An 11,828-nucleotide genomic window follows, 5' to 3' on the forward strand; every position below is an offset into this window, starting at 1 on the left:
GCCATCCAAAGATGGCTTTTTAACACCTTTATTCATCACTTCATTTACTTAATTTTTGCTAGGCGTGCAGTGACTTTTGCAGTAGTTATAACTACAATGGGAATACCTACAGGTTTGAGGTTCTTAATTTCGTATTGAGGATATAGAACTATATCGTAACCCGGATTTTTTTCCATGAGTTCGTACAGAGCATAATTGGCTGTTTTATCAAGCAAGACATTTCCTATCACAGGTATATTTACAATGGAAAAAGGAATAAATCCATCTTTTTCTGTACTTGCTTCCTTTGATATGAACAGACGAGCCCAATCAACACCTAGAATTTTTGTGGTTGTAGCCTCAGCTGTAACTTGTGGAGAAAGCTCCAAATCTTCTCGTTCAAGTTCCAACCTGGTTTGTGGCTCACGCATAATCCTACTAATGGTTGTGCACGATACTAAAAACCCTAATAATGACAAAAAAACAATTAACTTTTTCATATAAACTTAATTTTGGTGAGCAAAAATAAAAAAAATAATTATATGATTTAACTTCCAACTAAAAATTTATCGATTTTAAGAATTTCGTTCATGTCATTTAAAATCTATCTCTTTTCATACCACGATGTTGGGCACTGATAATGACTAATATTTATCCTATACCAAATTTATGGAGCGCCTTGCCTTTGCACCACCTATCCTCTAACGTTTCGGTATGGTTTGCTAACAAATACGAAAGAATTTGTACTAACTTCCTTCTTGGTAAATAAAAGAAAAATAGTTACATGACTTAGCTTCTTAATCTTTTATTACTGCTTATAACCAAACATTTTCTTGTCAAGCTTTTGTCCTGCTCTCTTTCGTCTCGTTTTCCTTCAGAGCTGCTTACTACCTGAATTCGACTCAAAGCTCTCTGCAAACGGTAGTCATTCCTTGGGCATTCTCACCTACATGCCTACATGGTTTGTATTGACTTCTTTTTCCTTATAAAGCGTTGTGACTTAACATGCCTAGTTGGTATTTATTTTTTTACTTCTTCTAAGTCATATTTTCATTTGCGTCCGACCATTTAAAGGTTTATCCTTATCTATTACACAGTTTTTTCAACAAGAGAACTTTGCTTTTCTCAATTATAAACGTAAGATGATTTCCTTAATGATCATCCTTCCGTCGTAAATATTATTTGGATTCGAGAAAATATTCAATGAAAAATCAAGTAACAGTGAGTATTCTTATAAAATTTTTCCAATCTCCTATCAGCAAACCCTAATTTTTTTAAAATATTTCAATTTTTCTGCTCCAATGATTCATGACTTATGTTTGCGTCCCCTATCATATCTCATTAAAATAGTTATTCATATTTGATGAAATGTTCCAAAAAATCTCAAGAAAACATGAACCATTCAAACCCTAAAACAGCCACAGGTATGAGCATCGTAAGTAAAGTTAAAATCAAGAAAGTTTTCAAAAATATCACAAATGAAATGCGAATTCCTTGACAAGTGGCAACTTCAACAACGATAAGATGAGCAATTGCTCCTACCATGGTTGCATTGCCAGCCAATGTTGCAGCAGAAGCCATCGAAAGCCATAGCAAATCCGAAGCATGAACTTCCACCATAAACATCCAGCCTCCTTACATTTATTAGTCGATGAATCACCACGAATAATGAAACAAAATAAGTATCACTGTTCATTTCATTATTAATTCAGCAAAGGTTACGATGTGCGACAAACTGAAATAGATCCTAGGAATAGAGATAACTACCACGGTATTATTCAAATCTAACTCCAAATACTATAACAACTTAGAAAAATCAATAGCAGCAATAGCTTCTTCAAAACTCATTACACCCAACAATACCATCGCTATAGCTCCCGTAAAGGCTGCCGATGGTCTGTCTAAATTTTACCCAGAGAAGGTGAGTAAAAATAACTCCAATATAGGTCAATATGAATACCACCAGAGCAATTATGGATTTGTCCATGAAGTATTAAGATTACAACAACGTACTTGCTAATTCAGCCAAATAACTACGTTCGCCCTTAATCAAATTGACGTGGGCAAACAGAGATTGGCCTTTCATGCGATCGGTCATATAAGTCAATCCATTGGATTTGCTATCCAAATATGGTGAATCTATTTGCTCAATATCACCGGTAAAAACCAATTTGCACCCTTCTCCAGCGCGAGTTATGATGGTTTTGACCTCATGTGGAGTCAGATTTTGAGCTTCATCAATGATGAAAAAAACATTCGAAAGACTTCTTCCCCTGATATATGCCAAAGGCTCTATGATGAGAGTTTCGTTCTTAAGCATTTCATCGATAATTTTAACTTCAGAAGAATTGGTCTTGAATTGATAACGAATAACATTGAGGTTATCAAACAGGGGTTGCATATAAGGAGCTATTTTTTCCTTAACATCTCCAGGCAGATATCCTAAATCTCGATTGGAAAGCGGAACAATTGGACGGGCTACGAGAATCTGGTTAAAATATTTCCGTTGGTGAAGAGCTGCAGCCAATGCAAGCAGAGTCTTTCCCGTACCGGCTCTACCTGTAAGACTTACAAGTTGGGCTGAGTCGCGCAGCAATGCATCTATGGCAAATGTTTGTTCAGCGTTGCGTGGCTCTATACCAAAAATCTTTTTCTTTTCTACACGCTGTACATAGCCTGTCTCATCATCATAATGTACGAGTGCACTCTTTCTCTGATTCTTCAGAATAAGGTATTGATGTGCGACAGGAGGAAAAGAAAATTTAAATTCTGACCATGGTATTCCTTCTTGGGTTTGGTATAAGGCTGTAATCAATTTTTCAGGAATTCCTTCAATCACAGGTACCTTTTCCGTCACTTGATCAAGATTCTGAACTTTATCGGATTCATAGTCTTCAGCTTCAATACCAAGTGATTTGGCCTTCATTCGTAAATTGATGTCTTTCGTAACAAGAATAACTGGCGTCGTCGAAGTTGAAGACAAAAAATCAGCAATGGCAAGTATTCGATGATCAGGTGTCTTTTCGGGAAAAGATTCAGCTAATTTTTTTGAGAATTCTTTACCCGTTTCTACATACAGCTTTCCAAGTCCTTTTCCCAAAGGGACGCCATCTTTAAAAAATCTTTTGCCGGCAAGTTTGTCTAATTCACGTGTAAATTCTCTTGCATTGTAACTGATGAGATCAGATCCTTTTTTCAGCTTATCAAGTTCCTCTAGTACCACAATAGGGATTACCAGATCGTTTTCCTCAAACTTATAAATGCAACGATAGTCATGTAAGACGACATTCGTATCGAGAACAAAAATTTTTTTCTTCCTTTTCATCAAAAAGATTTTGTGCTAATGTAGTCAATTTTTCTCATGATAAAATCTATATAATGTCTACTTATCTAATATAAATTATATATTTTTGCAAAAAAATGAAATCTTCGAGAGCTGAAGTTGTGTCGTTCAGAAGACTATTGAGATTTTACCTTTTCGGACTCATAGTAGCATTAGCACTTATTTTACTGATTTTAAGTAGTATTTATTTTTGGGGAAGCGAAGCTACTTGGAATAACACGAAGCAACTGATTCAATCATTGAACAGTTCTATTTTTTTTCTTTCCCTTTTGGTGGGTTTTATCGCTCAAATCATAGATGGTACTCTTGGAATGGCATATGGAGTAAGTTCGAATACTTTCTTATTAAGCATGGGGATTTCACCTGCAACAGCAAGTGCTAGTATTCATTTTGCAGAAATATTCACGACGGGAGCTTCAGGGTTGTCTCATTGGCAATTCGGAAATATTGATAAAAAACTTTTTCTCAAGCTTATCTTTCCTGGAATTGTAGGGGCGATTATAGGAGCTTATATCCTAAGTTCCTTTGATGGAAAAAATGCCATTCCCTTCATTTCTATCTATTTAATGATCATGGGTGTAGTGATTATTTTGAAAAGTTTCAAAATGTTTTTCTTTAAGAAAACTCTAAAAGGTGTCATACCACTTGCTTTTTTGGGAGGTTTATTTGACGCATCTGGTGGTGGTGGATGGGGACCTATCGTTACCACCACGTTAATTGGGATGGGGAATCGTCCTAGAAAAACCATTGGGAGTGTCAACGCTGCTGAATTTTTTATTGCTTTCGTAGCTTCAGGAACTTTTACCATCATGATTGGTTTAAGCAATTGGCCAATTATCTTAGGACTTATTTTAGGTGGAATGATTGCATCACCTATGGCTGCTTTTCTTATTCACAAGATTCCTCCATATAAAGCCATGTTAATTGTAGGTATTTTGATTATTCTATTAAGTTTGAGAAACATTATTGTTTATTTGCAGTAAATATTTTCAAAAAAGCAATCTTATTATTACAATCTCGAAAAAATACATCCAAGTTAGCTAAAAAGACGCCACATAATATCACAAATATCATCAAAATATGTGTCAGACCTATGCGTTCGCCATCCCATATTCCCCAACACAATGACACAATGGGCATAACATACGTGACAGAAGCAGAAAATATAACGGAAGCTATTTTAATAAGATAATAATACAAAATCAAAGCTATAGCTGAACCGAGCCAAGCTAAAATTAAAACGTAAATTACTCCTTGCCACGCATCCTGATTTAGAATAATTTTTTCTCCGTCGCCTAGAGATAAAACAATCAAAGAAACTAGCCCCGGAAGTGAAAAAGCTATTGAGACAATAGCAGGAGAAGGAAGAAAAGAAAGATAGCGTTTAATTATGTGTAAGTTAAAACCATACATGATGGTTGCCAAAATTATCATTGAACCATGAAACAAATTCCAACTTACGTTGCGATCACCGGCAAACAGCAATAATCCTATGACTCCTAAAAATCCAATCATAACACCTATCCATTGTATCCAGTTTGAGCGAAATTTAAAAAATAAAATACCTACGATTAGTGCAAACAAGGTAGTGGTACTATTTAAAACACCAGCAACATAGCTATCCACTCCTTTCTGAGCGAATGCATACAAAATCGCAGGAAAAAAATTCCCCACAAAACCTGCCAATAAAGCATAAAAAAACGTATGTACATTAATTTGCCGAATATATTTAAAAAAGACAGGAACTAAAAAAATAAAAGTAAAAAAAACTCGAAGCATTCCTACAGACAAAGGTGATAAATATTGCAAAGATTTTTTGATTAAAATAAATGAGCTTCCCCACACAAGAACAAGGAAAAGGAAAATAAGAACAGAAAATATCGTTTTTTTATTCATTAAGAAAAATTACATCCAGTTCTTCCGTTTGAACACAAAGAGCATAAAAGCCGCCACAAATAGCATAAAACCTACTACATAATAAAATGCCCATGTATCTTCTTGAAAAGGCAAGAGGATATTCATTCCATACACACCGGTAATGAATGTTAACGGCAGCATGATGGTACTGATCATCGTGAGGATTTTTACAATTTCATTCGTTCTGTTTACGAGCATAGAATCAATCGTCTTAGCAAGCCCTTCAATAAGCTCCTGATCATCTTCGATCATATCCATAATCCTTTGATAATAGTCGGCAATGTTTCCCCAGTATTCTTCCATGTCGGGCTCGAAGCCTTTCACTTTACCTAATTCAAAAAGCTGAATAACACGCAACTGAGGTTTAAAAGTCGTATTTAATAGAATAATATTCCTTCGGGTATAAGATATTTTCTCGATGATTTTTACAGCATTTTTTGAAAACATGTAACGATTGATGTTATCGATCTCGCTTTCAACTCTTGTCAGAACTTGCAAAGTTTCTTTGAGAAGAGACTCAATGATCACATACAAAGTCTTATCGGACGAAATAAGATAATCAACCTCTTCTCCTTGTTCTACTTTTAGTTGCGTTTCTTCAAACAAATCACGAATAATCCAATGTGTATTGCCAACGGTTATGATGTAATTTTTTCCCCAAAAAATTTTGATTTCCTTAATTTTTATGAAACGGTTGATTTTATCAAAATAAGGAAAATGTAAAATGAGAAAATAATAGTCATCATAAATATCTATTTTTGATCGTTGCTGCCGAGTACGACAATCTTCAATATCTAAAGGGTGAAATTCAAAATTACCTGAAAGAAAATCATAATCCTCATCCGTAGGATGAGCAATATTAAACCAAACAAGATTTCCATAGTGTAATTTCTGAATCATGCATCGAAATTAAATCGTGAGCTTTTGACAAAATTAGTCAAATAAAATAAAAAAACCCTCATTTCTGAGGGTTTAATAAAAAATTAAATTTTTATGCAAACTGTTTAAACACATCTTCTTGTAAAATAGTCACTACCGTATTGGCATTACCGATATCTAATCCCACCTGCATAACATTAGCATTTTCAGCCTGACGCTTGCTGTAAATAGCAAAGCCCTTGGAGGCTGTTAAAGTGGGTTCAGGTAATACTTTAATAGGCATAATTTTACCAAATTCTTGCTGAAACATTGCAATGAGGTCACTATAATAAGCTCCCCCACCCACAATGAACATAGCATTAGCACGAGCAAAATCTGCATCAGTAAAAGCCTTAGCAAGTGAAGGAGAAATAACCTGCAAGTAATATTGCTGCAGATGTTTTCTCCTGAGATCAACTAGTGAAATATTCTCTCTGTTAATGACAATTCTTCCTTCTCTGAAACCGAAATCAAACTGATGTTCCGTCTTAAGCCCAACATAATGATTCTTCATTAGCTCTCTGGCTGCATTTATCACAGCATATCTTATCCCAGCGGTCGAAACAACTGTTCTCTGGACAATACCACTTTCGATACTCAGGGCAGCTTCAAAAGTTCCGTATCCCAAACTTAATAAGAAATATGAATCTACCTTTTCACTCGAAGCTGCCCTTATAAAAATATCAGAACCCATTAATTCAGGTAAAACAAATACTTTTGCTACTGGAATTTCCTTTTCCTGAATCCCTTTGTTTGAAAAAACATTAGCATCGTATCTAACCAGATGATTTGTTTGCAGCAATTCAATTGCCTTGTTTCTATAAATTTGATAAGTTACAGAAGGAAAACCAGTAGTCAAGTAAATAGCTGTATTAGATTCTTCAGAAGCAAGCAAAAGAGCGCTCTTTGCCAACAATTTATAATCCCTATCATCAGGTGAGCTGTTGATCATTTTCTGAGGAGACAAGCCTTCGGATAAAGCCAAATTACCAATCAAATATCCTTGGTTAAACTCGTCGAAAATTCGCAAGCCGTTGATTAAATCGGGAGCAATCTGATTTAACTCGAGTTGATTTACTTCAACAATGCTGGGTATTACGTATGTTTTAAACATATGGCAATTTTTGTCAAAAATATAATATTTCTTTCAAACAAAAAAACTTTTATAATATTACTAGTATAACATTACAGGTTATAGGTTTTTCTAAATTTGAAAAAAATTTTATGTCTATTGAAATCAAACATATTACTAAAGTTTATGGTCAACAAAAAGCCCTAGATGATATTACTTTGAGTATAAGTAGTGGAGAAATTGTAGGATTACTTGGACCCAACGGTGCTGGTAAATCTACTTTAATGAAAATATTGACAGGCTATATTTCCCCTACATCAGGACAAGCCATTGTAGCAGGTTTCGATATTTCAAAACAACCTTTGGCCGTAAAACGTTCGATTGGCTATCTTCCCGAAAATAATCCACTCTATTACGATATGCACGTACCTGAATTTTTAATGTTTGTAGCTGGTATTTACAAAATATCAAACAAATCCCAAAGAGTGCGAGAAATCATCGAAATCACTGGATTAGAACCCGAAGCTCATAAGAAAATAGGAGCTTTATCCAAAGGGTTCAAACAAAGAGTTGGCCTCGCCCAGGCCATTATTCATGACCCTCCTATTCTAATTCTTGATGAACCAACAAGCGGTCTTGATCCCAATCAAATTATCGAGATACGTGAACTCATCAAACAACTAGGTAAAAGGAAAACCATTCTCCTCTCTACTCACATAATGCAAGAAGTCGAAGCTATCTGTAATAGAGTCGTCATTATTCACAAGGGAAAACTTATAGCCGATGGTTCTCCCCAGGATTTACGATCGATTCAGCAACAACAAAATCTTATTGTTGTTGAATTTGACAAAAACGTTCCCGTCAATGACTTACTGCAACTGAAATTTGTGGATTACGTTCATAAAAAAGACAATCAGCTATACGAAATTAGCACATCACGTCCTGACGAATGTAGCAAATTACTTTTTAATTATGCTGTAGAAAAGAAACTCACCATCATCTCACTTCAACACAGAAAAACAAGCCTCGAAGAAATCTTTCACGAGCTCACTAAATCACAATAAGCTGAATGATTTAATCTAACAAATGAACAACAAGACCGCTTCGCAGTTTTGGTTCAAACCAAGTTGTCTTAGGAGGCATAATTTGTCCCGCATCAGCAATGGTCATAAGTTGCTTCATGGAAACGGGATATAAAGCAAATGCAACCTTCATCTCACCGCTATCAACACGCTTCTTTAGCTCTCCCAAGCCTCGTATCCCACCAACAAAATCAATTCTTTTGTCTGTTCTTAAGTCTTTAATACCTAGTATTTTATCCAATACATGTATCGAGAGAATGGTGACATCAAGATTACCAATAGGATCATTTTCATCGTATGTGTGAGGGTAAGCCTTTAAAGCATACCATCTGCCATCAATATACATTCCAAAAGTGTGCAGGGATTCTGGTTTATAAGGTTCCTCTCCCTTCAATTCAACTAGAAAATCCTTTTCCAGAGCTTTGATAAATTCTTCAACTGTTAAACCATTGAGATCTTTTACTACCCGGTTATAATCTATGATAGTTAGTTGGTTGTCTGGAAAATTCACCGACATGAAAAAATTAAATTCTTCATTGCCTGTATAGCCAGGATTTTGTTCTCTTTTTTCTTTGCCGACAAGAGCTGCAGCAGCTGTTCGATGATGACCATCAGCCACATACACGCAAGGTAAAGTAGCATACAAGTCTACGATTTGGCTAATAATGTTTTCTTCTCGAATAACCCAAAAATGATGACCAACACCATCTGGAGCTACAAAATCATATTCGGGTTCGTGATTTTTAGCGTAATTTATTACTAAATTGTCTAATTCAGGCAACGAAGGATAAGCAAAAAAGACAGGCTCCATATTAGCATTGGTAACCCGAACATGTTTCATTCTATCCTCTTCCTTGTCTTTTCTAGTGAGTTCATGTTTTTTTATGACGTTATTAAAGTAATCATCAACGCTAGAACACCCCACAATCCCATATTGAGTTTTTCCCCACATGGTTTGAGCATAAATATATAAATACGGCTTGTCATCCTGTAAAAGCCACCCAGCTTTTTGAAAATTAATAAAATTTTCCCTTGCTTTTTCGTAAACATCTGGATCATGCTCATCTTTGCCAGGAGGAAAATCAATTTCTGGTCGAGTAATATGAAGTAAAGAATAAGGATTTCCTTCAGCTTCAATGCGAGCTTCTTCTGAATTCAACACATCATAAGGTCTTGCGGCCATCATGGATACAATAGACTTAGGAGGCCTTAGACCTTTAAACGGACGCAATATTGCCATCTTAAACCTATTTTAAGTATTATGTTCTGATAAATTGGGAAGATCTTCTTCTTCGTCAGCATCGGTTTGGGGTTCATAGTTGCGGCGTGGCCCACGCTGTAACGAAGTAATTAAAGCCCCTACCATTTTAGATAGTTCAATAAGATACTGCTTACTTTCATCAAATTTTTCTTGAGAAATGTAGCCTTCGTTCAGCAAAGATGTAGAATAAACCACACATTCGCGTATGGAACTTTTAGCCATTTTTAAGTAATAAATAAACTGACTTTTGTTTCGACCACTTCCCTCTGCAATATTGACAGATATGTTCAGAGCAGATTTTGAAAATGCAAGCTTTGTCTGGTCTAGTACGTCATCTCCTGGAATGCTCTTCAACATACCGTTGACGAAACGGCTAAAATCCAACGCTTTGTGATAAACTCTCAAATCTTCAAAGCGGAAAAAGTTAAAACTTCTGTTTTCCATAATCTAGTGTTTTTTATTTATTAACCTGAAATGTTGTGTCTCCTTCTTTAAAAAATCGAACAATTTGATGGGCAGCTGCAATTCCGGCGTTGTTATTTGCTTCAGAAGTCTGAGCTCCCATTTTCTTAGGTGTAAAGAAAATTCGATTACCGTATTTGTTAACAAATACATCAACTTGATCAGGAATCACATCACTAACGTATTTTATATCTGAACGTTCTTCAAAAATTCTGAGTAAATCTTCTTCATGAATGATCTCCTTTCTTGCCGTGTTAACAAGAACAGCATTCTTAGGTAACAAAGAGAGTAGAGAATAATTAATGGACTTTTTGGTTTGATCATTAGCTGGTATATGAAGTGAAACATACTGATTAGAAGAATACAATTCTTCGATAGATTTAGCTACCTTTACGCCATCGTTCTCTATTTCTTTTTGATCAATAAAAGGATCGTATGCCATGAGTTCCATTTCAAACCCTTTAGCAATACGTGCTAGAGCTCTAGCTACGTAACCATAAGCATGCAATCCGAGTGTTTTTCCACGAAGTTCAGTTCCGCTAGATCCATCAAATTTATTTCTAGCTATATAAATCATCATGCCTATAGCTAATTCAGCCACAGCATTACTGTTCTGACCTGGGGTATTCATAACGACAATGCCCCTTTTCGTACAAGCATTCAAATCAATATTATCATACCCTGCCCCTGCCCGTACTACTATTTTTAATTCTGGAGCATTTGCTACAACTTCTTCATCTACTATGTCACTCCTCACGATAAGTGCATGAACTTCCTTAACTGCATCCAACAACTGTTGTTTATCTGTATATTTTTCTAATAATAAAAATTCAAAACCACCATCCTCTACTACCTTGCGTATTGCATTAACTGCTGATGAAGCAAATGGCTTTTCCGTAGCAACCAGAATTTTCATATTTTGAACTTTTTCAATTGCCAAAAGTAAAAAAAAAAATGATATGAGTGAATGTTTTTTTATTTTTTATTTAATCAAAAAACATCGTAAAAATTTGATTATTTAACGATGTTTCTATATTGCTTTGCTTACTTGGTGGAAAATCAGGATATATGATATTCCAAAGAAATAGTGCATGAGATGGAACCATTGTCACTTGAGATAACCGAGTTCTGGTGTCAAGAGCTATTTGAATATCGTCAAACGAAATATTACCTTTGCCTACTTCGATGAGGGTCCCAACTATAATTCTTACCATACCTCTAAGAAATCTATCAGCAGCAATCTGGAAAATCAGCCAATTTTCTCGTTCGGAAAAAAAAGCTTTTTGGACATGACATATTCCTGTTTTCTGTCCTCCGCCTTTTTTAGCGAATCCAGTAAAATCATGCCTACCAATGAGTAAAGCAGCAGCTCTGTTCATTTTCTCTAGATCAAGTTCTGCCGGAAAATACCACGAAAATTGATATAAAAAAGGGTCTTTACTTCGGCATATAAAATAACGATATTCTCTCGAAATAGCATAATAACGAGCATTCCATCGTGGCGCAACAGGATGCATGTTGTGGACAACTATGTGTTTATGCAAAACCGCGTTCCAATGATAAATAAAGTCGCATATGTTTTCAATAGGGTGATGTAGGTCTACGTGTGCTACATAATAACGAGCATGAACCCCTGTATCTGTTCTTCCACATCCAGTAATTGTCGTTTTTTGATGAATAAAAATTTCTAGCTTTTCCTCTAGTTCTTCTTGCACTGAACGTGCGTTTTTCTGCCTCTGCCAACCACAAAATTCGTCACCTCTATAACTTAGCTCAATAGCATAACGATACATA

12 protein-coding genes are annotated in these 11,828 nt (G+C 35.5%); 2 read left to right on the plus strand and 10 right to left on the minus strand.

Features of this window, described 5'->3' with window-relative positions:
• Positions 1–44 precede the first annotated feature (44 nt).
• The 3 genes from N2Z72_05480 to N2Z72_05490 all read right to left on the minus strand — a co-directional run bounded on the left by N2Z72_05480 (position 45) and on the right by N2Z72_05490 (position 3,304).
• Positions 45–479 carry a hypothetical protein gene (locus tag N2Z72_05480; GenBank protein MCX7697130.1) on the minus strand — a complete coding sequence of 145 codons (435 nt, stop codon included), beginning with the start codon at positions 477–479 and terminating at the stop codon, positions 45–47.
• Positions 480–1,362: 883 nt separating this feature from the next.
• Entirely contained in the window at positions 1,363–1,599 is a 237-nt protein-coding gene (locus N2Z72_05485; protein ID MCX7697131.1) for a hypothetical protein, read from the minus strand.
• Between the two features lie 379 nt (positions 1,600–1,978).
• A complete protein-coding gene (locus N2Z72_05490; protein MCX7697132.1) occupies positions 1,979–3,304 on the minus strand; it encodes a PhoH family protein in 1,326 nt (441 codons plus the stop codon).
• Between the two features lie 95 nt (positions 3,305–3,399).
• Here N2Z72_05490 and N2Z72_05495 point away from each other — a divergent pair, with 95 nt between their 5' ends.
• Positions 3,400–4,305: a sulfite exporter TauE/SafE family protein gene (locus N2Z72_05495; GenBank protein ID MCX7697133.1), complete on the plus strand. Its 906-nt coding sequence runs from the start codon at positions 3,400–3,402 to the stop codon at positions 4,303–4,305.
• On the opposite strand, the gene N2Z72_05500 is transcribed toward N2Z72_05495, so the two are convergent.
• The 3 genes from N2Z72_05500 to N2Z72_05510 all read right to left on the minus strand — a co-directional run bounded on the left by N2Z72_05500 (position 4,286) and on the right by N2Z72_05510 (position 7,271).
• Complete coding sequence (locus N2Z72_05500; GenBank protein ID MCX7697134.1) at positions 4,286–5,218, minus strand: EamA family transporter; 933 nt, start codon at positions 5,216–5,218, stop codon at positions 4,286–4,288. The genes N2Z72_05495 and N2Z72_05500 overlap by 20 nt on opposite strands.
• A 9-nt stretch (positions 5,219–5,227) precedes the next feature.
• Positions 5,228–6,139: a magnesium transporter CorA family protein gene (locus tag N2Z72_05505; protein ID MCX7697135.1), complete on the minus strand. Its 912-nt coding sequence runs from the start codon at positions 6,137–6,139 to the stop codon at positions 5,228–5,230.
• 91 nt (positions 6,140–6,230) lie between these two features.
• Positions 6,231–7,271 (minus strand): hypothetical protein, encoded by a 1,041-nt coding sequence (locus N2Z72_05510; protein MCX7697136.1) that lies wholly within the window; start codon positions 7,269–7,271, stop codon positions 6,231–6,233.
• Positions 7,272–7,381: 110 nt separating this feature from the next.
• On the opposite strand from N2Z72_05510, the gene gldA reads away from it, so the two are divergent.
• Positions 7,382–8,293, plus strand: a complete 912-nt coding sequence (gldA, locus tag N2Z72_05515) for a gliding motility-associated ABC transporter ATP-binding subunit GldA (GenBank protein ID MCX7697137.1) — start codon at positions 7,382–7,384, stop codon at positions 8,291–8,293.
• A gap of 10 nt (positions 8,294–8,303) precedes the next feature.
• Here the strand turns inward: gldA and N2Z72_05520 are convergent, their stop codons facing one another.
• The 4 genes from N2Z72_05520 to truA all read right to left on the minus strand — a co-directional run bounded on the left by N2Z72_05520 (position 8,304) and on the right by truA (position 11,827).
• Positions 8,304–9,551 carry a DUF1015 family protein gene (locus N2Z72_05520; GenBank protein ID MCX7697138.1) on the minus strand — a complete coding sequence of 416 codons (1,248 nt, stop codon included), beginning with the start codon at positions 9,549–9,551 and terminating at the stop codon, positions 8,304–8,306.
• A 12-nt stretch (positions 9,552–9,563) separates the two neighbouring features.
• A complete protein-coding gene (locus tag N2Z72_05525) occupies positions 9,564–10,016 on the minus strand; it encodes a four helix bundle protein (protein MCX7697139.1) in 453 nt (150 codons plus the stop codon).
• A gap of 13 nt (positions 10,017–10,029) precedes the next feature.
• Positions 10,030–10,950, minus strand: coding sequence for a 3-phosphoglycerate dehydrogenase (locus N2Z72_05530; protein MCX7697140.1), 921 nt, complete (start codon positions 10,948–10,950; stop codon positions 10,030–10,032).
• Between the two features lie 70 nt (positions 10,951–11,020).
• Positions 11,021–11,827, minus strand: a complete 807-nt coding sequence (gene truA / locus N2Z72_05535; GenBank protein ID MCX7697141.1) for a tRNA pseudouridine(38-40) synthase TruA — start codon at positions 11,825–11,827, stop codon at positions 11,021–11,023.
• Position 11,828: the final 1 nt, after the last annotated feature.

This window comes from Bacteroidales bacterium (assembly GCA_026418905.1).
Lineage (GTDB): Bacteria > Bacteroidota > Bacteroidia > Bacteroidales > DTU049 > JAOAAK01.

Bases quoted from the DNA above. Each gene is read 5' to 3' on its own strand.
- N2Z72_05485 (MCX7697131.1), bottom strand. From the start codon at position 1,599: ATGGTGGAAGTTCATGCTTCGGATTTGCTATGGCTTTCGATGGCTTCT.
- N2Z72_05490 (MCX7697132.1), bottom strand. From the start codon at position 3,304: ATGAAAAGGAAGAAAAAAATTTTTGTTCTCGATACGAATGTCGTCTTA.
- gldA (MCX7697137.1), top strand. From the start codon at position 7,382: ATGTCTATTGAAATCAAACATATTACTAAAGTTTATGGTCAACAAAAA.
- N2Z72_05480 (MCX7697130.1), bottom strand. From the start codon at position 479: ATGAAAAAGTTAATTGTTTTTTTGTCATTATTAGGGTTTTTAGTATCG.
- N2Z72_05500 (MCX7697134.1), bottom strand. From the start codon at position 5,218: ATGAATAAAAAAACGATATTTTCTGTTCTTATTTTCCTTTTCCTTGTT.
- N2Z72_05530 (MCX7697140.1), bottom strand. From the start codon at position 10,950: ATGAAAATTCTGGTTGCTACGGAAAAGCCATTTGCTTCATCAGCAGTT.
- N2Z72_05495 (MCX7697133.1), top strand. From the start codon at position 3,400: ATGAAATCTTCGAGAGCTGAAGTTGTGTCGTTCAGAAGACTATTGAGA.
- N2Z72_05510 (MCX7697136.1), bottom strand. From the start codon at position 7,271: ATGTTTAAAACATACGTAATACCCAGCATTGTTGAAGTAAATCAACTC.
- truA (MCX7697141.1), bottom strand. From the start codon at position 11,827: ATGTATCGTTATGCTATTGAGCTAAGTTATAGAGGTGACGAATTTTGT.
- N2Z72_05525 (MCX7697139.1), bottom strand. From the start codon at position 10,016: ATGGAAAACAGAAGTTTTAACTTTTTCCGCTTTGAAGATTTGAGAGTT.
- N2Z72_05520 (MCX7697138.1), bottom strand. From the start codon at position 9,551: ATGGCAATATTGCGTCCGTTTAAAGGTCTAAGGCCTCCTAAGTCTATT.
- N2Z72_05505 (MCX7697135.1), bottom strand. From the start codon at position 6,139: ATGATTCAGAAATTACACTATGGAAATCTTGTTTGGTTTAATATTGCT.